Here is a 24,003-nt window from a genome sequence, read left to right on the forward strand (position 1 = left end):
AAAAATTGTGATTTTAATCACAAATTATATTTTTATAATTAATTTTAAATTATTGAATTTAATAAATAAAAAATTAATTAACGACAGAGTGTTTTGTTTTTGTTAAAAATAAGTAAACTTATTTTAAAATAGAATAATAACTCTAAATATATGTTTAATTTTTATGAAATTAATAAAAATAAATACGTTTTAAAATACATATGTATATTATAAAAATAGAACATTAACTCTAAAATAAATATCATTATTAATATAATTATTCAGCAACAATCCCCATTTTAAATACAGCTGTATATTATAAATAATAGTGTATTTATTCTACTCACAATAAATTATAAAATAAATAAAATTTTAAATATACTTAACAAAAACACTTATTATAAAATAAAACTAAATAAAGCATATGTTTCGAAAACTGACCTCCTTACTTGTACGGCAAAGACTAATTATTAAGTAAAGATGCTTAGCTTCACTACAAAATTTTATTCTTCTTAAGAATTAATCTATTGATTCATAACATTTTTAAAAAAAAGTTGACTAAATTAGTCCTTTTTTCAACATTTTCTATTGTCATGCCCTTGTAATTTTTAAAATACACATCACTATAAAAAACATGGCAACCTCGTTGTCACTCATTAGGAGTGCCCATGTCTGAACTTATTATGAATGAAAAAACTGACTTAGAGCCTCAGGTTCCAAGTGTATTACCACTATTAGCCTTACGTGATGTGGTGGTTTATCCACACATGCAAATTGCGCTATTCGTGGGTCGTGAAAAATCGATCAATGCAGTTGATGTGGCTCGTAACAGTGACAATTTAGTATTTGTAGTTGCGCAAAAAGATTCGCTTACAGAAGAAATTGATCACGACAATTTATACCAGTACGGTACAGTCGCTAAGATTGTACAAGTAGTTAATCATGAAAATGATGAAAACTGCATTAAAGTACTTATTGAAGGCTTACATCGTTCTAAGCTCACAAAAATTATCGATGAAGATAGTTATTTGACTGCTGAACACGATTTAAGTCCAATGACTATTAATGTAGATAAGGCAACTCAAGAAACTCGTTTACAAGAGTTACGTAACTTATTTGCTCAATATGCAGAAGCAAAATTACGTAATGCACGTGAACTAGTTGCAGCTGCCAATAAAATCGAAGACTTATTGCAACTTATGTTCTTCGTAGCAACTCGTGTACCTCTAAATATTGAAATTAAACAGAAGTTTTTAGAGCACGATGAGTTTGAAGCACATTTGCAAGAGTTAATGAACTACTTGATGAATCAATCTGCTGAACAGCAAATTGAGCAAACTTTACATGACAGCGTAAAACGCCAAATGGAAAAGAACCAACGTGAATACTTTCTAAATGAAAAAATGAAAGTCATTCAACGTGAACTTTCTGATATGAATGGCGGTGCTGAAGATGACGTTGCTGAAATTGAGAAACGTCTTGCTGAAGCTGATTTACCTGAACACGTACGCAAAAAAGCTGAAGCTGAGTTCCGTAAACTTAAAGCAATGCAGCCAGCATCTAGTGAAGCTGCCGTTGTACGTAACTATCTAGAAGTAATTTTAGATACGCCATGGAACAAAGCGAGCAAAGTCAGTATTAACTTAGCCAAAGCACAAGAAATTCTTGATGCTGACCACTATGGTCTTGATGATGTTAAAGACCGTATTGTTGAATATTTAGCTGTTCAATCACGTGTGAAAAAACTCAAAGGACCTATCCTCTGTTTAGTAGGTCCTCCAGGGGTTGGTAAAACTTCACTCGGTGAATCAGTAGCTAAAGCAACAGGTCGTGAATTTGTTCGCATGGCGCTTGGTGGCGTACGTGATGAAGCAGAAATTCGTGGACACCGTCGTACTTATATTGGTGCGATGCCAGGTAAAATTGTGCAGTCTTTAACAAAAGTTGGCGTGAAGAACCCATTGTTCTTACTCGACGAAATTGACAAGATGGCGCAAGACTACCGTGGTGACCCAGCTTCTGCATTGCTTGAAGTACTTGATCCATCACAAAATAGTAAGTTCAACGATCACTATTTAGATCTTGATCTTGACCTTTCTGAAGTCATGTTCATCTGTACCGCAAACAGTATGAATATTCCAGAAGCATTACTGGACCGTATGGAAGTCATTCGTCTACCGGGTTATACCGAAGATGAAAAAGTAAACATTGCTGAGCGCTACCTTGTTCCTAAAGCAATTAAGAACAACGGATTACGTGCAAAAGAGTTAACAATTCATGAAGAAGCGATTCGTGACATTGTTCAACGCTATACACGTGAAGCGGGTGTTCGTAGTTTAGAACGTGAAGTTTCTAAAATTGCGCGTAAAGTGGTAAAAGAAGCGGTAAGTAAAAAGTCTAAAAACTTACAGCTTGACGTTACCTCTGCCAATCTTCCTGAATACCTAGGTCCACACAAATTTGACTTTGGTATGGCTGAAGATGAAGCACAAGTAGGCCGTGTAAATGGCTTGGCATGGACTTCTGTTGGTGGTGAGTTACTTACTATTGAAGTTGCAGCTGTTAAAGGTAAAGGTAAATTTATTACAACCGGTTCACTCGGTGACGTAATGAAAGAATCGATTACCGCAGCAATGACTGTAGTACGTACACGTGCTGACGAACTTGGTATTGAAGCATCTCGTTTTGAAGAAACTGATGTACACGTTCACTTACCTGAAGGTGCAACTCCAAAAGATGGTCCATCTGCTGGTTTAGCATTAACAACTGCACTTGTATCAGCATTTACTGGTATTGCGATTCGTCCAGATATCGCAATGACAGGTGAAACAAGTCTTGGTGGTCGTGCGATGCGTATCGGTGGCTTGAAAGAGAAACTTCTAGCTGCACATCGTGGTGGAATTAAGCTGGTCTTTATTCCTCAAGATAACGTTCGTGATTTGGCAGAGATTCCTGACAATGTGAAAGAAGGATTAGAAATTAAAGCTGTGAAAAGCATTGATGAAATCTTACCTTTAGCATTAACGGCAATGCCAAAGCCTTTACCTAAAACACCGATTGTAAAACCGGTAGAAGGCTCAAAAGCAGCGCGTCACTAATTTATAAAATAGAAAAAAGAGAGCTTTGGCTCTCTTTTTTTTGTTACATAATTTGATTGAAAAATATCCAACCTCCCTCATAATAAGAAGTGAGAGTAATTAATTTTATTATTTGCTCTTGTCTATCTTATGTCACAGATAGCCTTGTTTTTATTCTCTATGATCATCTGAACTCCAGACAGATGATCATTTGATCGCAGTCCAACACCATTTTTTGGACTGCGTTTTTTATGCCCACTTACTGCCCCGCAGTTATTGTCTCCTCAGGTATAATATGTCAGCTGTTTTGACTGAATAGACCACATGAAAATTCGTATTCTGACCATTGGTCAAAAAATGCCTGCTTGGGTACTTACTGGTTTTGAAGATTATTTCAAACGCATTCAACCTTTTGTCCAGACTCAAGTGATTGAACTTCCAATGGCAAAACGGGGAAAAAATGACTCGGAAGCAGATATTTTAAAATACTGTCAACTTGAAGGTGAAAGTATTTTAAATGCTTTAAAGCCGAACGAGACACTCATTGCTTTAGAAGTAGGTGGACGTGAGCTCAGTACAGAAAAACTGGCTGATACCATGAAACAATGGATGCTTGAAGGTAATGATGTTGCATTGGCTATTGGTGGCCCAGATGGTTTGTCAGATCAAGTACGTAAAGCGGCTGCTTGGCATTGGTCACTCTCAAAACTTACCATGCCCCATCCTTTAGTACGTGTTTTATTAATCGAGCAGCTTTACCGAGCGATGAGCATTAATCATAATCATCCTTATCACCGTGCATAAAAAGAACAAACGTTTCATTTTAAGAACAATCCGTTGAAATCAGGATACTTTTAACATGTCCTGATTTTGGCATAATGACTATTATTCTGCTTTTCAACTCAGGTGTAATGAAATGGAACTACAAACCCTTCCCGGACTGTTTATTTCACATGGTTCACCCATGCTTGCACTTGATCCAGAACAAGTGGGTCCTGCTTTACACCGTCTTGGTATAAATCTACCTACTCCAAAGGCAATCATCGTGATGTCTGCTCACTGGGAAAGTAAAGCACTTGAAGTAAGTAGTTCGACTCGTCCGGAAACATGGCATGACTTTCGTGGTTTCCCACCAGAGTTGTACGAGATTCGCTATAGCGCACCTGGTCAACCGGAGCTTGCCGAAGAAATATTGAAGTTATTGGCAGATGCTCATTTTGTTGCACATGCTAATAGTACTCGTCCTCGCGACCACGGTGTATGGATGCCTCTTTTACACATGTATCCAGATGCAGACATTCCCGTTGTTGAAATTTCTTTGCCGATGACCTTAAGCGCTCAAGAAATTTATCGAATTGGGCAAACGCTTGCGCCCTTACGTGAAAAGCAAATTTTATTGATTGGCTCTGGAAGTATTACCCATAATCTTGCTGAGTTGTCTTGGCAAGGTGACAATTCAAAAGTTCCTGAATGGGCTTCAACTTTTAGAAATACTGTCGTTAATAAGCTTTCACATCAAGATTACGATGGCGTGTTGGAATGGCAATCACTGCCTTATATAAAACGTAATCATCCAACTCTTGAACATTTTGCCCCATTGTTTTTTGCTATGGGGACTGGTCATCGTTTTACGATTGTTCACAGTAGCTTCACAATGGGCTCATTGGGTATGGATATATATCGTTTTGATTAATTTTTAGGAAATACCCCGTTTTTCGCGGGGTATACCATTATTTTTATGAAAAATTCGAATAATTTACAAACTTATACATTTTGAAAACCGAAACAATCATATGTTTACATTTTCTTTTTTTAAGAATGTTTTAAGCTTAGTGCTGTTGTTTTTTTACTTGAAGTTTTTTAAATGAAAATTAAATATTTAATTCTTGCGTTGTTACCTTTTTCTTTGATGGCGTGTCAAACAGTTTCAAATACTCAAGCTCCAATTGTATCTGAGCAACAACAAAATCTTGCAGCAACTTTAAGTGAATATGCTTGGACTTATCAAAATGTAAAAGCATCTAAGCCACTTGTTCTTAATTTTAATGCAGATGGTAAATTAGCAATTAACACAGGTTGTAATGGTCAAGGTGGTACTTGGAAAGTTGAAGGCAACCAACTTGTAACCTCTCCTCTTGCATCAACAATGATGGCTTGCCAAGACGATTTAATGAAACAAGAACAATTGTCTAATAGCATCTTTAGTGAAGCAAAATTACCAATCGAAATTAGTAATAGCAATGGTCAGGTAATCTTAAGCGTGACAGATAAAGCAGGTCAAAAGCATATTTTCCAAGGCGTAAAAGCAACTAATACTCAAGCTTTAACTGATTATTCATGGTCATACCAACCTGAAAATACTAAAAAGCCGATTGTTCTTAACTTTACAAACGACCGTTTGTCTATCGCAACAGGTTGTAACCGCCAAGGTACTACTTGGAAAGTTGAAAACAATACCATTGTAACTGCTGATGTCATGTCGACTATGATGGCGTGTGAACCTGCGTTAATGAAACAGGAACAATTCTCTAGCAGCCTGTTCCAAAAACGTGCGATTCCATTCGAACTTAATACAACAAATGCTGATCAACCAACATTAACTATCGTTGATGCTCAAGGTCAGAAATATACGTTCACAGGTAAAATGACACCTGAAGCAAAATACCAGTCTGAAGGTAAAACTGTTTTCCTTGAAGTAGCGCCAGAAACTAAATCTTGTACAGGTGTTGCGCCACAAACTTGCTTGCAAGTTCGTGAAGTTAAATATGATGATAAAGGCGTAAAAACTTATGCCGACAAAAACTGGTCATTATATTATGGTCAAATCGAAGGTTTTGAACACAATCCAAACCAACGTGTAATCTTACGTGTAAAACGCTTTGAAGTGAAAAACCCAGCAGCAGATCAATCTAGCCAAGCAGATGTGTTAGATATGGTTGTAGAGCAAGAAATGGTTAAAAAGCCTAAAAAATAATTTTTAGACTAAAAAATCCGATGCTTTTGCATCGGATTTTTTATTTCTATATTTTAATAAATACCTTGTGCAAGCATCGCATCAGCAACTTTTACAAAGCCTGCAATATTGGCACCATCTACATAGTTCACAGTACCGTCTTCTTTCGTACCGTATCTTACACAGTTGGCATGGATGTCTTTCATAATTGCATGTAAGCGTTCATCGACTTCAGCATGTGTCCAGCCTAAACGAATCGCATTTTGAGACATTTCTAAACCAGAAGTTGCTACCCCACCCGCATTAGATGCTTTACCTGGTGCATATAAAATCTTAGCTTCAATAAAATGTTCAACAGCTTCAAGTGTAGATGGCATGTTAGCGCCTTCAGCTACACAAATGACACCATTGGCGATCAGTGTTTTGGCATCTTCACCAGTCAGTTCATTTTGTGTTGCACATGGTAAAGCAATATCTACATGAATATGCCAAGGTGTTTTACCTTCGAAATATTCAAAACCATGTTTAGAAGCAAACTCCGAAATACGCCCACGCTTAACGTTTTTCAGCTCCATGACCTCAGCCAGCAATTCATCTGTAAAGCCATTTTTTAGATAAACAGTACCATTAGAGTCCGATAAGCTGACCACTTTTGCGCCCAAGAACATTGCCTTCTCTGCCGCATATTGGGCAACGTTACCAGAACCAGATACCGAAACAGTTTTACCAGCAAAAGATAGCCCACGTGTTTTTAGCATTTCTTCTGCAAAATAAACCGTACCATAACCTGTTGCTTCCGGGCGCATTAAGCTACCACCAAATGAAATTCCTTTACCAGTAAATACACATGCCGTGTCATTACTGAGTTTTTTCATCATGCCAGCCATATAACCCACTTCACGCGCACCCACACCAATATCTCCAGCTGGGATGTCGGTATTTGGACCTAAATGACGGTAAAGCTCAATCATAAGTGACTGACAGAATCGCATAATTTCAGCATCAGATTTACCTTTAGGGTTAAAATCTGAACCACCTTTTCCTCCACCCATTGGCAAAGTCGTCAGTGAGTTTTTAAAAGTCTGCTCAAACCCTAAAAATTTTAAAATAGATAAGTTGACCGATGGATGGAAACGCATTCCACCTTTAAATGGACCAATTGCTGAATTGTATTGAACGCGGAAAGCGCGGTTAACTTGAGTCTGGCCTTGATCGTCCATCCATGAAACACGAAATTGAATCACACGCTCTGGTTCAACTAGGCGTTCTAACAATCCCTGCTCTGCATATTCCGGATTTTTTTCAATAAATGGCCACAAGCTTGTCATGACTTCTTCGACAGCTTGTAAAAACTCAGGTTGATGCGGATCACGCGCTTGCACGTAATTCAGGAATTCATTCAGATTGTTATATTTCAATGCACGGTCCTCAGCATAGTAATGAATTAAATTGGTGCAATACATTTTAAAATGCATCATTTAGCAGCAAAATATTAAATCCCTTTCCATCAATTTTAACAATAGTTATTTTAAATTATTTTATTTTTCTTAATTATCATAAAGTTAATTTTAGAAAAACTATCTAAAAATCAATAATAGTCATTTATTATTTCAATTTTTTTGATCTATTATTGTGCAATATTAGCTACATTTTAGGTCAATCAAAAAGCCAATAAATTCGTTAAAATCCATTGACCTTACTTAGGTTTTTCTTCATTATCGCATCGTTTTAAGCAAGCTATTTTCCTCTATGAATCCATCTATTTCTCTCATACGCGAGATTGATGCGTTATTACCACAAACACAATGTGGTTTGTGTGGACACCGTGACGGCTGTCTACCTTACGCAAAGTCCATTGCTGAAGGTGAAGAAGCAAATAAATGTGTTCCTGGTGGACAACCAGTGGCCGATGCGCTCGCAAAATTATTAAATCGCTCGTCGTTACCTGCTGAAACAAGTGTCTGGCCTGTACAAGCCGATGGACGCCCGCAACGCATGAAAGCGATTATTCGTGAAGACGAATGTATCGGATGTACAAAATGTATTAATGCCTGCCCTGTAGATGCCATTATTGGTAGTGGTAAGCTTATGCATACGATTTTGACTGATCTATGTACAGGTTGTGAGTTATGTATTCCACCCTGCCCAGTTGACTGTATTGATCTTGTCGAAGACACTCAAGCTTTACCGAACGAACAACAGCGCATTGCAGAGCAAGATGATTTAAGACAACGTTACTACGCGCATATTCAACGTGAAGAGAAACGTCGTATACATCGTAAAGGGCCTGTAGTACGTGCTGAAATTGATACCCAACTTTTTGCACAGTTCTCTCAAGCACTTGACGATTTGCCTTCAATTCAGCTCATTGAGAAGCCAAAAGAAGCAATTGTAAATGATGCGAAAATTACGATTGAATTAGCTAAAATTCGCACACAAATTAAAAAGTTGGAAAAGCAGCTCAGTGTTCGAGAAGATGCAAAAAAACGTCTTCAACTTGATGAACTACAACAGCAACTCATTCAATTACAGGAGGTCTGAATGGCCGTCAAAAACATGACGAAAAAGCAGATTCAAATTTTCTTTGAACGCCTTCGTGAACAAAGACCTTCTCCAGAAACCGAATTAAAATATTCATCACCTTTTGAATTATTAATTGCCGTCATGTTATCGGCACAAGCGACCGATGTTAGCGTAAACAAAGCAACAGATAAGCTTTATCCTGTCGCCAATACTGCTGAAAAAATCTATAACTTAGGTGTAGACGGCTTAAAAGAATATATAAAGACCATCGGCCTTTATAACGCGAAAGCTGAAAATGTCATTAAGACCTGTAAAATTTTAATGGAACAATTTAACGGTGAGGTTCCAAGCAACAGAAAAGACTTGGAAGCTCTACCAGGCGTAGGACGTAAAACAGCTAATGTGGTTTTAAATACAGCATTCGGACAACCGACTATGGCTGTCGACACACATATTTTTCGTGTGGGAAATCGAACCGGCTTAGCAGTAGGCAAAAATGTTCTCGAAGTTGAACATCGCCTAGTTAAGGTAATTCCGAAAGAATTTATTGTAGATGCACATCATTGGTTGATATTACATGGCCGTTACTGCTGTATCGCACGTAAACCAAAATGTTCAGAATGTGTCGTTTCCGATGTATGTAACTGGCCAGACCGCTTTGAATTTGGTGCAATAAAAACGATTCCAACAAAAAACCTCAGTTAATCCTGAGGTTTTTTAATCTGCTGTAATTTAGGATGTAGTTGACGTTCTCGTCCATTCTTTTTATTTTCCAAAGCCTGTTGTTTCTGCACATGACGCAGCATTTTTTGACTTTGATATAGTAAAAATAACAATAGTGCCAGACTCAGCAATACCACTAAAATCAAAATGATTTTTAACAACTAAATATCCTCAATGGGTTTATGTACAATCATCATTTTTCCATTATGACAGATTTTGCTGAGTAGAGTACCATGCATTAATATCCCTTTTTTCTATAGCTGTTGCCATTAATTCAGGAAATTGATCGGGGGTACATGCAAAAGTTGGTATTCCCATATCCGCAAAGATCTGTGCATGCTGCGTATCAAACCAAGGTGCACCATCATCAGATAAAGCCAATAACGTGATAACTTGCACCCCACTCTCCAACATTTCAGCAACTTGCTTTAGCATTTGCTTGGAATCTCCACCCTCACACAAATCACTAATAAGGATAAAGATTGTCTCTTCAGGGCGGGTAATTTTACTACGACAATATTTAATTGCTTTGGCAATATCAGTTCCCCCACCTAATTGTGTTCCAAAGAGCACATCGACAGGGTCTTCAAGTAATGGCGTTAAATCAGCTAACTCAGTATCAAATACAATCATTTGCGTATTAACCGCACGAATACTCGCCATAACAGCTGCAAAAACACTCGAGTAAATAACCGAAGGTGCCATCGAACCACTTTGATCAACACACAACACAATATCTTTTAAAGCCGTTTGTTGACGTGGATGTCCATGTAATTCGTGTGGAATAATCGTTTTAAAGTCTTCTTGCCAATGCTTCAAATTAGCTTGGATGGTACGTTTCCAGTTAATATCCTGCATACGTTTAGGACGGCGTGTATGCGCAGAACGATTGATGCTACCTCGAATCGCTTGTTGCAACGGTTGTTTTAGGCGGTTTTCAAGTTGCTCTACTAACTGACGTACCACAATACGTGCTGTTTCTTTAGTTTTTTCAGGTATTAAATGATTGAGTGAAATCAAGGTGGAAACCAGATGAATATCGACTTCTACGCTCGCTAACAGCTCAGGTTCCAACAACATTTGTTGTAAATTCAAACGCTCTAAAGCATCTTTTTGAATGACTTTCACGACAGAAGATGGAAAGTACTGTCGAATATCACCTAACCACTGTGCCACTCTTGGACTAGAATGTCCTAAACCACCACGTCGATTGGGTTGGTGAGCTTGGTAAAGCTCATTCAGGCATTCTTGCATTTTGCTATCTTGCACTGACCAATTAGGTAAATGTGCAGTAGAATTAGGGGCTTGCCCTAAAATCAAACGCCAACGCCGTTCTTGTTCAGCAAGGTCTGGTTGTTCTAAAGTGATTAGCTCTTCATTCATATCCATCACTTAACCCTCGACAGCAACTGGCTGTAAATAAGCGTAAATTTCATCTAATACCATTTGAGCACGAACAATATCCAAAGCACCAACCTCTTGTTTGATTGTGGTCGATTTTTGCGTCACTTTCTGAATCAATTGCTGTGCCTCAGCAGGACTAAAACTTGAAGCTGTTCTCGCCAAAATTGGCAATAATTCAATGAATTGATGCTCTTGTAATTGGTTAACCCAATGACTCACTGTGTCCCAAAGGCTTTGCTCATGAATTAATAACAAAGCTTGATGTGTGAGAAAACCTTCAAACCAAGCGGCACTATAGTCGGCAGTCCGCCCAATTGATAAAGCTCTAGACAGAAACCCTTGTGTTTGTTCCCCATCAATCAACTTTTGTTCTCGCGCTAAACGTACACAACAACCATGCAAATAACCTTGTATCTGTTCAAGGTACAATAGTTGTTGCAAGGTATCTTGCCAAAGTCGTAACAATCCATCTTGTTGTAATTGTTCTAAAAGTTCATATAAAGCTTGTAGTTGTTGAGCAAACTGCTGTGCCATTTCTGCATTCAGTTGTACACAATAACTTGTCAAACTCAACATCAATCGAATCGCTAAATGTTCTACCACTTGATGCAAATGTTGCATTGAAAACTGACGCACACTGCCATAGCGAATTGCTGTAATTAGCGGTTTTAAGGTCGCTAAAATAATACTTGGATCTTGATGCTGAGTAGTGAGCTCATTTAATTTGTCTAAAGCAAGATTTAAACTTTGATCTAGTCCAGAAAGTAAAATATTTTCAATCAGTTGAGCGATTCGTGCTATATCTTCACACTGCTTGATCTGATTTTCTAAATAGCTTTGTGTAGCAGCTTCAATACTATTGCCCCACAAAGACATTTCATTCAGATATAAACTACTTTCAGGCTGCCATGAAAGCTGCCATATTTCTTTAAAATTTCCCTGTTTAGATCCCGTCCCTCCCAGATCTGCCCAAGCCACACCGAGTAGTTTCAAACAATGTAAGAATTGGCTTTTAGATAGATCAAATGCTTCACGTAGATCTAAAGCAATTTCACGATGTGGAGCTTCCAGTTTTAAGCGAAAATGCTTCACTTTCTGTAAAAAGTCTTTTTGAATCGGTAATTCAATTAACTCATCAGGTACTTGCCCCAATTGTTCATCTTCAAGCAGTTTAGCTAAAACCGGTTGTGGAATATCTAAGCCATGATTCAATACCGAGCGGATAACCTCAAATAAATCTTCGAGATCAGGAATACGACGCCCGCGTAATTGTAATAATGCCTGAATGAGTTGCACTGCATCTATAATTTGAGCACTAGAAGCATCATGACCAGCCTGCCGTAAAGCATGGGCAAATTGACTTAACCAATCAATTGTAATTTTTTGACCATCGACATCTCTATCTACTGCATGCTGATAATGTTTCCATAAATGTGTATACCATCCAACGGCATTCACACCAGCACCATAACCACTTTCACGGTTTAAACGTCCGTGTGTCCAAGCAATCCAAGCCGTTTCAATCTTCTCTTTAGGCAAACCTTTAAGCAGAGCACTATCAGCTTTGCTTTGCCCTTTTAAATCTGCCAATACTGGTGCATGCCATGCACCACAAATCACTACAATATTTTGATAACCTTGTTTCTGCACTTGCCTGATTATCTTACGCATATAAGCTTCACGATACTGTTCAAGCAATTGATCCTGGCTAGTATAGTTTTCAGGTTGTTGACTTAGTAGATGATCACGTAAAGCTGCCATCGCATCACTAATAGCAGCAAACATCTCTCCAGTATGTGGTTGCTGTTCAACTAAATGCTCCCAAAACCGCTCACTGTCCTGATAGCCTGCCTGTTGTGCCAATAATTGAATTGGATCTCGGCGAATAGAAAGATAATGCTGTTCCAGATTGTGTTCTGGCTCAATATTATCTTGCTGGCTCAGCTCAACTTCTTGCTCATTTGCTAATGCTTGTTCCTCTGCTAAAACTTGCTCTTGCTGTAAATGTTGCTCCGCCCATTGTTTTTCCAGTGCAAAACGATGCTGCAGCGGTAAATCCATAAACTCTACAGCGACTTGCTGACGAATTGCATATTGCAACGCTTGCCATTCAGGAGAAAACTCCGCGAATGGATAGAACACTGCCCGTGATCGAACTTCTTTTTGAACAGGAGTATTTACCAGTAATGCGACAGGTGGCTTAAAATCTACATGTTGTAACTGGGTTATAATTGAATTGGCATCAGGTGGACCTTCAATCAAAATACAATCAGGTTGAATCGAAGCCAACGCATTACACACACTGCGTGCTGAACCTGGCCCATGATGGCGAATACCGAGAATATGCAGCATTTTTCTTCCCTATTTTTATTTACTTCTTTTCAATATGCTTTATTCCAGATCACGGCAAGCACGATATAAGTCTTGCCAACCCTCACGCTGCTTCATCACAGTTTCTACATATTCTTTCCAAGGTACAATATCCTGAACTGGATCTTTTAAAACTGCTCCCTGCAAACCTGCTGCCAAGTCATGATCGGTTAAATGACCAGAACCAAAATGACCTGCCATCACCCAACCATGGCTCATTACCGAAATGGCTTCAGCGGTTGATAATGTCCCTGTAGTAGTTTTTAATTTTTGTTTTCCATCTAACGTTTGCCCATGACGTAATTCTCTAAAGATCGTTACCAGTTTTTGAATCTGTGAATCTAAAGGTTGAATCTCAGGAAGTTGTAAACTTTTTCCTAATGATTGAACGCGCTTTTGTACGATTTCTATTTCTTCAGTGATTGTTGCGGGTGGAGGTAAAATGACTGTATTAAAACGACGCTTTAAGGCAGAAGATAACTCATTTACGCCCTTATCACGATTATTGGCTGTAGCAATCACACTAAATCCTTGTACCGCCTGATACTCAATTCCTAATTCTGGAACCGGTAAATTTTTCTCAGAAAGTAAAGTAATTAAAGTATCTTGAACATCAGCAGGAATACGGGTTAACTCTTCCACACGGGCGATTTTACCTTCTTGCATCGCACGCAACATCGGGCTTTTAACCAAAGCATCCTCACTAGGACCTTTAGATAACAGCTGAGCGTAGTTCCAGCTATAACGCAAAGTATCTTCACTGGTTCCCGCCGTACCTTGAATCAGTAATGCACTATTTCCGGAAATAGCAGCTGCTAAATGCTCAGATACCCATGATTTTGCCGTACCTGGCACCCCTAATAATAACAATGCGCGGTCAGTTGCCAAAGTTGCGACTGCAATTTCCATTAAACGGCGATTACCAATATATTTAGGTGAAATCACAGTTCCATCAGCTAAAGTGGTCCCCAATAAATAATCCACGACAGCTTTCGGTGAAAGTTGCCATTGTGGTGGTTTTGCTAAATGGTCATGTGCCTTTAATGCATCTAATTCATGAGAAAACTGTTGTTCTGCACGTGCACGTAAAACTTGTTGAGACATGTTGATTATCCTAATTTATGATTTATTGATCATTAAGCAATAAGTTTTTGTCTATACTGAATAAACTGAATAAGTTGTTTCCATTCAGAAATAGAAAAAAGAGGTTGTAGACAACTGAAGTCTATTGGATAAGCTTCCAAAATTAGCCATTGTGCATGCTCTTTTAATAATGCAAATTTATTTTGATCTTGTTGCAAATCCAAAGTCTCATATGCGTGTTGTATTAACACGGCTGCCATTTCTGTGATTTTCTGATCTTGATGTAATATTTTTGCTCTTTGAAATACAAAACAAAAATGTTCTAAATCCTGATTTTGATAATAAGACTCGAGTTGTTTTAATAAAAACCTGCCCGCTGGCTCCTGATCTAGTAAACCAAAGATTGTCTCACGCTCAATCCTGCGCCCAGTTGATATAGTCATAGTTTCACACCATTTGGTTTGATGCTGGTAAAACCATAAAGCCAGATCACGGCGCTGCTCTCGGTAACAGCACAAAATAAATGCATTCCACAGTGAATCTTTTTGTCGTGAATGTAATAAAAATAAATGATCCCAAGTACCAAATAATTCTAACCAATATGCAAGTGGCAATTGGATTAAAATTCTTTTGAGATAAAGTACTCCCTGTGAACTTTCACAAAACTCCTGATAAGCCTGTTCGACTTGAGAACTTTGGAAAACTGTCTTTAAACTTTTACGACTTTCAACCAAGTTTGTTTCTCGATCAAAGAAACCATAATCATTCAATGCGTCATCTTGATCTAAGTTAATGTTGAATTTAACTTTTCTAGCTTGAACATCGTAGCTCAAACATTCACGCAGTAACGCTATAACCTCGTTATAGAAGGTATTATCCTGATAGTATAAATAGAAAGCTAATACACCATTATTGCGTACTGTCGCTGCATTCTGGGGTTCTAGTGTTTTCACATGCTGGTATAAAGCTTCAAATTGGGTTACTGGCATGTTATATGTCACTAGACTTTCAGCATGACTTTGCAAATGATTTTTCTGAATAGATTGTGACCAGAATTCCGCAATATGCTGGTTAATAAAGTCTGGTAATTGACTGCACAATTGGCTCATCAGTAAGGACCAATCACTATTTTTTGATTTCAACAATTGACGAATTAATGACGATGAATCTTGTTGTTTCAAATATTTCCATACCCTTTTCGCATCATCCACACGTGTTGTAACATCACCTTGAAATGCGAATTCAGGTAGAATAGTGGCCAATAACACTGGGTTCCGACACAGTGGTAGAAGCTTCAACACCAAATAACGAGGAATCACTTGCTGCTGCTGTTGAGCAAGTTTAAAAATTTGATTAACCCAATCCTGATATAAAAATGGCGACTCTTGCGCAACAATCCATTTCAAAATTTGCACAAGCTCATCATCTAGCCGCTTTTCATTTTGTATCTGATCAATTTCACCAAAACTCTTTTGAACCTTTTCAGGCACAGCTCGTGTTTGATAACCTGCTAATTGCATCAGTGCCCAATATTGATTTAAGACCAATAAATCTTGTGCTGAATCGGTTTCTTTAGGAACATAATCCAGCAATTCTTTAGGAATTTTTATAACTTGCTTAAATTGCTGTCCTAAAGTCAGTTTGAGAAGTAACTGTTGATTAAACTCACTGTATGATGTGGTTAAAGACATTCAAAATGCCCTCCTTGCCAAATACTTATAAGTTTAAGTTTCAACCCATCCCACTCTACACCAGCGCTGAATGGCTCTGCCCCCACTAAAAACCACAACTCAACAAATTGTTTAATTTCAATTTCACACATTTTTTGATCCTGATCGACCAAATAAATTATTTTATCAAGCTTTACTAAACGTAATTGCTCTAGCCAGAAAAAGCGTACTAATTGCAAAGGATGTTGTTTTAAGCCATTCGCATATTGAGTAAATGCTTGGTCAAAATTTTTAAATCCCCTAGGTGAAATGAGCACTTCGTTTAAATCATTAAATGTTATTAGATTATCTTCCAGACGTAAGCGTTGTTGGCTTATCACAGGATAGAGTTTGACATTTATAGGCAATTGTTTTTGATAAGGTAAGGTCACTCCAAAGCTTGAATGAGGGGGTATTTCAAAATCTAGTAGCAAATAATCACACAGGTTCTGACTATCCCATAACCATTGACGACGATAACGTCCGCGAGTATTGACCAACTCATGCGTCACTTGTCCTAAAGCGTAAAGATCAAGTTTATGAACTGGTATGTTATCCCACATATCAGCTGGCAAATTAACGCCAAATAACTGTTTTAACTCTTCATAAAGCTTAGGTTTAAGGCGATGACGATTCTGCCATAGATGAATAGCAGTTTGTAATTTAGCCAACCAGAATGAACTTTCTACTTGCCAGTTGGCTTGATACAAGGCACTAGAAAATTCATCTAAATAACTCACCAAACCTGCAACTTGAGCATCTACTAAACGGCTTTGGATATCTCTGAATTTCTCGTGTTGTTGTTGACGTAACCGCCCTAGTCCTAGAGTAACAACATCATTTAGCCATGTTTGTAATGCATCAATCCCGGTATCCATTTTTTTCTCACGCGCCAATTGCCGTTTGAGTCGGGCTTCCTCATCAATAGGCTTATTGATTTTATTTTCTTTCTTTTCCAGTGATTTGTTTTTTTTATCACGCCATTTCTGTACTCGCTCAGGTATATTTTGTTCATCCGATTGCACAATAAATTTATCTTGATACTCGGTATAGACAAATAATAATGCCAAAGCATGTTTACATGGCCTCTTAAAACTCGGACAACTACATTCACACTTTAGTTCAGGTAAAAAAATTGCACTTTGATAAATTGAGCTACCTTGAATTTCCCCCCAAATCCATTGATCAACTGAACCCGAGATATTATTCCACGCTTCAAATTTCGCCAGTTTCTTAGCTGATTTTGCTGAACTTGCATCTGGAATAATCTGTTCCACCTGATCAGATTGAATCGTCAGCAACATAATTAACCCTTTAAAATAATTTTTTAATTTCAATGTCTTGGTTTATACAATTGAACACACTATAAATGCTTTAAATTTAATTTTACATACTATTATTATATAGCACGACATATTATGTCGCCAATTATTATTAATATAAAAAAACTGCCCAATGGTTCCATTGGGCAGTTTTTAATAAAAAATAAATTATTTGTCTAAGATGTTGAACAAATCTTTTTGTACATCTTCAATAGTACGCAAGCCATCAAGCTTGTCATAAGTTGGCGCATTTTCACCAGAAGCAGCACGGCCTTGGTAGAAACCAACTAATTGCTCTGTTTCAGTATGATAAGACGCTAGACGCTTACGGATTGTTTCTTCTTGGTCATCTGGACGTTGAACAAGATCTTCACCAGTTTCGTCATCTTTACCTTCCACTTTAGGTGGATTGTATACAGTGTGGTAAACACGACCAGAAGCTGGGTGCTGACGGCGACCAGAAAGACGTTTTACGATTTCTTCGTCAGGTACATCAATTTCGATCACGTGATCAATGCTGATGCCTTCTTTTTCCAATGCTTCTGCTTGAGGAATAGTACGTGGGAAACCATCGAAAATGCAGCCATTTGCACAGTCAGGTTGAGCAATACGTTCTTTTACTAAACCGATAATGAGTTCATCTGAAACTAAACCGCCAGATTCCATTACACTTTTAGCTTTTAAACCTAATTCAGTACCTTCACGAATCGCAGCACGGAGCATATCACCGGTTGAAATTTGTGGGACATTGTAGCGCTTACAGATCAACTGAGCCTGAGTCCCTTTGCCTGCCCCAGGTGGTCCGAGTAAGATAATGCGCATAAAAAACATCCTCATTTAAAACAATGAATGTGAGGTCTGGCAGATTTAATTTCGTTGATCTTCAATAGATCCTGCCCGACTTCGAATTATAAGAAAGCCACAAACAAATGTATTGTACCAGCAATAAATCCGGTTACCCCACCTAGTACAATAAGAATCCACTCGTCCTCTTGGAATGCTGGACGTAACAAATTCTGAAACTCTTTTGGTGTTAGTTCACGAATACGCTCTTTAAACATTTGAAAAATCTTCTGTGCCCGGCTTGCATTCAGTGCAGGGTCACATACGGGTCCCATCGTAATTTCAATTGAACGATCAATCAAGTCCGTCTTTAATCTTGCGTACTCTCTTGGACCCAAAGAAAGCTGTAAAGATGTTCGAACAAGTGGAGTTTCCATGATTTCGTTAATATGACGTTTAACAATACGACGTGTTTTGTCCTTGCGTGGACCATACATCATTTCTGTCATAATCGATTTTAACGTAATCAGATCTTCTGTCACTACACTAGAGAAGACTTCAGAGACTTCTTCTTGACGTTTCATGAAAGCGCCTTGGAAATTATAGGTACCAATTCGTAAAACAGGCACAATCCAAGGGAACTTACGATCTTTTGTTAATCTAAAAATTTGCGGATAACGAATGTAATGCGGCTCGATCGGGTTAAATACCATCCAGATTGCAATCCAGTTGGTTAAAAAGCCCCAAATAGATGCCCAAAACGGTACAGTCCAATGCCATGGCACCACAAACCAGACAACCATCTGGAAAATACCGAAGAACATCCCGATTAAAGCACTAATATGCCAAATAAAGTTGATTTCTTTTTGCCCGACTTTTAAAAACATACGTACCATTAAACGGCGGTCACCTTCCATTTGGCTGACCACCATTTCACGCATATCAACCAGTGACTCGACATTCATGGTCAGTTCAGTCACTAATTCTCTTAGCACACCGGGTAACTGCTTATGCGCTTGAGCATAAATACGGCGCTTAATCGAATAAGGTAAATTTTCCCAAAGCACTGCATTACGATCGATCATCACTTCATCAATCAAATGCTCAAGTTCAAATCCGACTTGTTCACCAATAATACGTGCCATGTCTTCAGGGTCCATTGCCTCTAAAAACTCACGCAAAGAACCTAACTTGGATAAAGTATTATCGGTAATAATTCCTGAGATACGCCCTGCTTTACGTGGCACAATACCTTGCCAGCCGACTGGCAAAGGACCTAAGTGAAATCCCCAAAATTTAATTGGGTAAAACACCATTTTTAAAGCCATCCACACATGTGCCCATGTGACAAAGGCAGTGACCGGAATAATACTCAAAACGGCCCAAAAATCAGGTCTGTGTAAAAAGGTCTGCCACAATCCGCTGACGTACTCTAACATGTAAGACTCTCGTATTTATTTGTGCTCTGCTTATGGCGAGTTAACGATAAGCTGCTTTGTTTTATAAACTAAAACTTAGAGAATAAGAAAATTGTATTTGCGGTTTCGTATCGGCAGCAACAGCTCCATTCTGGTCAGTTAATTTTTCAGCTGCTCCAATACCCACACTAAACGTACTAATTCTTTCTGAATTCAACAATACATATGCCAAATCGACACCAGCACCTAAGCGAGATTTATACTCTCCGTCTACCGATTTGCTATCAAGATGTCCAGCATAAAAGCCAATATAGTAACCATTTTTATCTGTTCCGGTAAGGTAGTAAGGATAGCGAAATCCAACTTGTCCACCGGCAGTTTTATCACCATTTAAAAATGCACCAACTTTTGCATAAGCAATTCCATAAGGATTTACCCACTCACCATTGAGATGTAACAATTTTTGAGTAAAACCTGCGCCTACATTCCAAGTCGCTGCTTTATGATCTGCTAATTTTGCTTCTGGAAGAAATGAATAATCTTGAGCATTTGCCCAACTGCTTACTGTCAAAACTGCAAGTAAGGGATAAATTTTTCTCATTATTTTCTCCATTTTCCCTAATCGTATAGTGAGAACAACCCTATTCTATTGAATGAGAGACTTTAACAGAATTATTTTGCTTCTTATATACAAGACTCTACAATTTTGTTGTCTACAAAGTCAAAAAAGCCAATTTGCCTCTTCGCTGAAACTTTGAAAATTATGCAATATTTTAACTGCGCTTGCGTTAGAATAAGCAGCTATTTTTCTCACCCTATGTCATTAAGTCGATCCGTATGAAACAGCACTTTCCTTTAAAAGATATCCAGCAAGAAAAGCGCATTTATCGAGGTCGTATATTTTTTGCCGTAGGTCTTGTGATTATCTGTCTATTGGTATTAGCCAGCCGATACGCTTATCTGCAAATTTTTCATTACGATGAATTCTCGACTGCATCGGATAAAAACCGTATTCGTTTACAACCGCTCCCCCCTGCTCGTGGTTATATTTATGACCGTAATGGGGTTTTACTTGCTGATAATTACCCGGTTTTTACCGCAACATTAAGTAAGGCAGACGTTGAAGATCCTGATGCAGTTATTGAACAACTACAACCAATATTAGAGCTTACTCAAGAAGATGTAGACCGCTTTAAAAGTCGTATTAAAACGGCGCGTAAAACTGAACGTGTAGCAATTAAGCTGAACTTAACCGAGACAAATATTGCTAAGTTTAGTGAAGTTAAATACAAATTCCCTGGGGTGAGAATTGAAACTCAAATGACCCGTTACTATCCGCATGGTGAATTGTTTGCTCACGTGATCGGATATGTTGGCCGTATTAACGATAAAGAATTAAAAAGTATTGATAAAGATTTATACGCTGGAACAAACCTGATTGGTAAAATTGGCGTAGAGAAAAGCTATGAAGATTTACTTCATGGAACACCGGGTTATGAATCTGTAGAAGCCGATGCACATAGTAATGTATTGCGTCATTTGGGACGTAAAGACCCAACTCGTGGTAATGACCTCTATTTATCATTAGATTATGGTTTACAAGTTGTAGCATCACAGCAACTTGCTGGTCGTCGTGGTGCAATTGTTGCGATAGACCCACGTACTGGTGAAATTCTTGCATTGGTTTCAAGCCCAAGCTTTAACCCAAACTTATTTGTAACGGGTATTAATCATAAAGATTATAGCTCTCTACGTGATAACATCGACCAACCTCTTTATAACCGTGCTGTTCAAGGGGCCTACCCTCCTGGTTCGACCATTAAACCAATGGAAGCGATGGGTGGTTTACATTATGGTATTGTCGACTGGTCTACTGCTATTTCTGACCCAGGTTATTTCCATTTACCTGGCGACTCTCACAAATTCCGTGACTGGAAAAAAACTGGTCATGGCATCGTGAACATGCACAAAGCCATTATCATGTCTTGCGATACCTATTTTTATATTTTGGCAAATCAAATGGGCATCGACCAGATGAACCAATGGATGCGCCAATTTGGCTTTGGTCAAAAAACAGGTGTCGACTTACCAAGTGAAAGTGAAGGTTTATACCCAAGTCCTGAATGGAAAATGCGTACACGCAAAACCAAATGGATGAAAGGTGAAACTATTTCCGTGAGTATTGGTCAAGGTGCATTTACTGCAACCCCATTACAACTTGCAATGGCAACTGCTATTACAGCAAATCACGGCTCACATGTAGTTCCACATGTTCTACGTGCATCGCATGGTGCAAAACCTTTTACAGTTCGTAATGCACCTGATGGAAAAATTAATTTCAACGGTACAGATGAAGACTGGGTAAAAATGCGAGAAGCCATGATTGATGTAATTCAATCAGGTACTGGACGTGGTATCCGTACATCGCTCTATCAAATTGCCGGAAAAACAGGTACTGCACAGGTTAAGAGTATTGCGCAAGGTAAACGTTATAACGAAGCTGCGCTTAGTGAACGCCAACTTGACCATGGTCTTTTTGTTGGGTTTGCACCTGCTGATAAACCTGAAATCGCAATCGCAGTCATTTGGGAAAATGGTCGTCATGGTGGTTCAGCAGCTCAACTTGCTAAGCCGATATTTGATTACTGGTTATTAACCCGCAATAAAAATCCAATTCGTCCAGCCAACCATCAAGTTAATGGCGGCCTTATGACAGCAGGAATTAAACCGGGCGAGCTTCCAAGTGGCGGCGAAACTGCTAGCTCTACTCCAGCAGCTGCTACGACTACCGCAGCAGCAACATCTGCTCCACAAGCTGCTCCTGCTCGCCCTGCTACAAATGAGATCGATGAATAATGAAAAATCAATTACGTATTATTGGGGGCGAATGGAAAAGACGAGTTTTACCATTTGCCAGTATTGAGGGTTTAAGGCCCACCCCAGATCGTGTTCGTGAAACATTATTTAACTGGCTCATGTGGGACATTCAAAATGCTCAGGTTCTCGATATTTGTACAGGTTCTGGTGCGTTAGGCTTTGAAGCACTTTCACGCGGTGCCGCATCTGTTTACATGATTGAGCCAGATAAGACTCAAGCACGATTTTTAAAAGATAATATTCAACTGCTAAAAGCTCAAAATTGTTATTTAGTGAATGCAACTGCTCAGCAAGCGTTGCCGCGCTTAAAAGAACAGTTTGATGTAGTTTTTTTAGATCCGCCTTATAGTCTTGATCTATGGCAAGAGCTCGCTCATTTGGCAGATTTGCATATTAAAAAGAATGGATACATTTATGTTGAAGCTGACCGAGATTTATCTCAGCTTCACCTTCCGGCAACATGGCAACAAGTTAAAAACACTAAAGCTGGCACAGTCCACGCTGGGCTTTACCAAAAAGTCGGCGAATAAAAAAGGTAGCTTAAAGCTACCTTTTTCTGCAAGTTTTTAATTAACTTAAACCAATGACTGCAACAATTGCTGCGCAAGTCCCCACAATCTTTTTGCCATAAGGTACATATCGCGTAAACACGGCACCTAGTGCTAAGCCACCGCAATAGATAAGTGCCATAGCAGCAACCATACCTGTTACTAATGCAACAATATGCCCCGCATGTGCGAGTTCAACACCATGCGCTATACCATGAAAGCTTGCGAGTAATGCAGCAGCAATTGGTAGAACTTTATTTGATTTTATCCATAGAGCAATTGCTGTAATAACTAAAGAAGCAATAATGCCGTATTCAGCTATATTAACTGGTACCAAACCTTGAGCACCTATTAAAAAGCCTATAATTAAAGTAATACTTAAGGCAATGACTCCAGCAATTTTCCACTGTTTAGTTGCCGACCATAGCAAGACACCAAAGCCTAAAGCCATTACTAAATGATCCAGCCCTGTAAACGGATGAATAAAGCCTGCCATAAACCCTGAATGCGCATGATCATGTCCTGGATGCGCCATAGCTAATGCTGGCAACATGCTAAGGAGCCCAATGCCCCATTTCTTAATGAAGTTCATAGTTACTCCTTAAGCCTTAAACAGCCCTTGCTTCTCAATAAATTGAATAATTTCTTCAAGCCCATCTTGTGTTTTCATGTTTGAAAATAAAAATGGCTTTTCACCACGCATGCGTTTGGCATCTTGATCCATGACATCAAGGTTTGCGCCAACCATAGGTGCAAGGTCAGTTTTATTAATAATCAGTAAATCTGACTTAGTAATACCCGGTCCACCTTTGCGTGGAATCTTTTCACCACCTGCAACATCAATAACATACAAAGTTAAATCAGAAAGTTCTGGGCTAAATGTTGCCGCTAAATTATCACCACCACTTTCAATAATAATCAGCTCTAAGCCATCAAATTTTTCGCATAGATCATCAATCGCAGCTAAGTTAATTGAGGCATCTTCACGAATGGCTGTATGAGGGCAACCACCTGTTTCCACACCCACAATACGGTCTGGCGACATCGCTTCATTACGGGTTAAAAAGTTTGAGTCTTCTTTGGTATAAATATCATTTGTCACTACAGCCATATTGTATTTATCACGCAAGGCACGGCATAAGTTAAGCGTAAGTGCTGTTTTACCTGAACCCACCGGTCCACCAATTCCGACTCGTAATGGACTACGTTCTGTCATGATTTTTATCCTTTTATT

Annotated in this window: 20 protein-coding genes; 8 read left to right on the forward strand and 12 right to left on the reverse strand. The window is 38.6% G+C overall.

What is annotated here, in order from left to right; genetic code table 11:
• Positions 1–647: 647 nt before the first annotated feature.
• From lon to ACH8JV_RS17190, 4 genes are all read left to right on the forward strand, one after another.
• Positions 648–3,077 (forward strand): endopeptidase La, encoded by a 2,430-nt coding sequence (lon, locus tag ACH8JV_RS17175; protein ID WP_348888773.1) that lies wholly within the window; start codon positions 648–650, stop codon positions 3,075–3,077.
• Between the two features lie 303 nt (positions 3,078–3,380).
• Positions 3,381–3,860 carry a 23S rRNA (pseudouridine(1915)-N(3))-methyltransferase RlmH gene (gene rlmH, locus ACH8JV_RS17180; RefSeq protein WP_396479554.1) on the forward strand — a complete coding sequence of 160 codons (480 nt, stop codon included), beginning with the start codon at positions 3,381–3,383 and terminating at the stop codon, positions 3,858–3,860.
• Positions 3,861–3,972: 112 nt separating this feature from the next.
• Positions 3,973–4,749, forward strand: a complete 777-nt coding sequence (locus ACH8JV_RS17185; RefSeq protein WP_263613187.1) for a dioxygenase — start codon at positions 3,973–3,975, stop codon at positions 4,747–4,749.
• A 171-nt stretch (positions 4,750–4,920) separates the two neighbouring features.
• Entirely contained in the window at positions 4,921–6,030 is a 1,110-nt protein-coding gene (locus ACH8JV_RS17190) for an META and DUF4377 domain-containing protein (RefSeq protein WP_284084467.1), read from the forward strand.
• A gap of 53 nt (positions 6,031–6,083) precedes the next feature.
• Here the strand turns inward: ACH8JV_RS17190 and gdhA are convergent, their stop codons facing one another.
• Complete coding sequence (gene gdhA / locus ACH8JV_RS17195) at positions 6,084–7,487, reverse strand: NADP-specific glutamate dehydrogenase (protein ID WP_396522694.1); 1,404 nt, start codon at positions 7,485–7,487, stop codon at positions 6,084–6,086.
• A gap of 271 nt (positions 7,488–7,758) precedes the next feature.
• Between gdhA and ACH8JV_RS17200 the strand changes: the two genes are divergently transcribed.
• Together ACH8JV_RS17200 and nth are read left to right on the forward strand one after the other, a co-directional pair.
• A complete protein-coding gene (locus ACH8JV_RS17200; protein WP_396522696.1) occupies positions 7,759–8,550 on the forward strand; it encodes an RnfABCDGE type electron transport complex subunit B in 792 nt (263 codons plus the stop codon).
• Positions 8,551–9,237 (forward strand): endonuclease III, encoded by a 687-nt coding sequence (gene nth / locus ACH8JV_RS17205; protein WP_209046287.1) that lies wholly within the window; start codon positions 8,551–8,553, stop codon positions 9,235–9,237.
• Here the strand turns inward: nth and ACH8JV_RS17210 are convergent.
• The 9 genes from ACH8JV_RS17210 to ACH8JV_RS17250 form a co-directional block, all read right to left on the reverse strand.
• Positions 9,234–9,416, reverse strand: a complete 183-nt coding sequence (locus tag ACH8JV_RS17210; protein WP_396522698.1) for a hypothetical protein — start codon at positions 9,414–9,416, stop codon at positions 9,234–9,236. The genes nth and ACH8JV_RS17210 overlap by 4 nt on opposite strands.
• A 43-nt stretch (positions 9,417–9,459) precedes the next feature.
• Positions 9,460–10,644, reverse strand: a complete 1,185-nt coding sequence (locus tag ACH8JV_RS17215) for a VWA domain-containing protein (protein WP_396522700.1) — start codon at positions 10,642–10,644, stop codon at positions 9,460–9,462.
• Positions 10,645–10,647: 3 nt separating this feature from the next.
• Positions 10,648–13,011 carry a DUF5682 family protein gene (locus tag ACH8JV_RS17220; RefSeq protein WP_396522702.1) on the reverse strand — a complete coding sequence of 788 codons (2,364 nt, stop codon included), beginning with the start codon at positions 13,009–13,011 and terminating at the stop codon, positions 10,648–10,650.
• A gap of 39 nt (positions 13,012–13,050) precedes the next feature.
• Positions 13,051–14,133, reverse strand: a complete 1,083-nt coding sequence (locus ACH8JV_RS17225) for an AAA family ATPase (protein ID WP_396522704.1) — start codon at positions 14,131–14,133, stop codon at positions 13,051–13,053.
• Positions 14,134–14,165: 32 nt separating this feature from the next.
• Complete coding sequence (locus ACH8JV_RS17230; protein WP_396522706.1) at positions 14,166–15,803, reverse strand: hypothetical protein; 1,638 nt, start codon at positions 15,801–15,803, stop codon at positions 14,166–14,168.
• Positions 15,794–17,125: an SWIM zinc finger domain-containing protein gene (locus ACH8JV_RS17235; protein ID WP_396522708.1), complete on the reverse strand. Its 1,332-nt coding sequence runs from the start codon at positions 17,123–17,125 to the stop codon at positions 15,794–15,796. The genes ACH8JV_RS17230 and ACH8JV_RS17235 overlap by 10 nt, the downstream gene beginning before the upstream one ends.
• Positions 17,126–17,311: 186 nt before the next feature.
• Positions 17,312–17,965 carry an adenylate kinase gene (gene adk, locus ACH8JV_RS17240; RefSeq protein ID WP_002117671.1) on the reverse strand — a complete coding sequence of 218 codons (654 nt, stop codon included), beginning with the start codon at positions 17,963–17,965 and terminating at the stop codon, positions 17,312–17,314.
• A gap of 86 nt (positions 17,966–18,051) precedes the next feature.
• Positions 18,052–19,365: a hypothetical protein gene (locus tag ACH8JV_RS17245; protein ID WP_263613182.1), complete on the reverse strand. Its 1,314-nt coding sequence runs from the start codon at positions 19,363–19,365 to the stop codon at positions 18,052–18,054.
• 61 nt (positions 19,366–19,426) lie between these two features.
• Entirely contained in the window at positions 19,427–19,945 is a 519-nt protein-coding gene (locus ACH8JV_RS17250) for a hypothetical protein (RefSeq protein ID WP_396522710.1), read from the reverse strand.
• A gap of 236 nt (positions 19,946–20,181) precedes the next feature.
• On the opposite strand from ACH8JV_RS17250, the gene mrdA reads away from it, so the two are divergent.
• On the forward strand, positions 20,182–22,200 hold the full coding sequence (mrdA, locus tag ACH8JV_RS17255; protein WP_002054406.1) for a penicillin-binding protein 2: 2,019 nt from the start codon (positions 20,182–20,184) through the stop codon (positions 22,198–22,200).
• Positions 22,200–22,751, forward strand: a complete 552-nt coding sequence (gene rsmD / locus ACH8JV_RS17260) for a 16S rRNA (guanine(966)-N(2))-methyltransferase RsmD (RefSeq protein WP_396522712.1) — start codon at positions 22,200–22,202, stop codon at positions 22,749–22,751. Before mrdA ends, rsmD begins: the two co-directional genes overlap by 1 nt.
• Positions 22,752–22,791: 40 nt before the next feature.
• Here rsmD and ACH8JV_RS17265 read toward each other — a convergent pair whose 3' ends face one another.
• Both ACH8JV_RS17265 and ureG read right to left on the reverse strand, forming a co-directional pair.
• On the reverse strand, positions 22,792–23,361 hold the full coding sequence (locus ACH8JV_RS17265; RefSeq protein ID WP_396522714.1) for a HupE/UreJ family protein: 570 nt from the start codon (positions 23,359–23,361) through the stop codon (positions 22,792–22,794).
• A 9-nt stretch (positions 23,362–23,370) separates the two neighbouring features.
• Positions 23,371–23,985, reverse strand: coding sequence for an urease accessory protein UreG (gene ureG, locus ACH8JV_RS17270; protein ID WP_000140200.1), 615 nt, complete (start codon positions 23,983–23,985; stop codon positions 23,371–23,373).
• Positions 23,986–24,003: the final 18 nt, after the last annotated feature.

This window comes from Acinetobacter sp. ABJ_C5_2, from assembly GCF_044538485.1.
Taxonomy (GTDB): Bacteria; Pseudomonadota; Gammaproteobacteria; order Pseudomonadales; family Moraxellaceae; genus Acinetobacter; species Acinetobacter nosocomialis_A.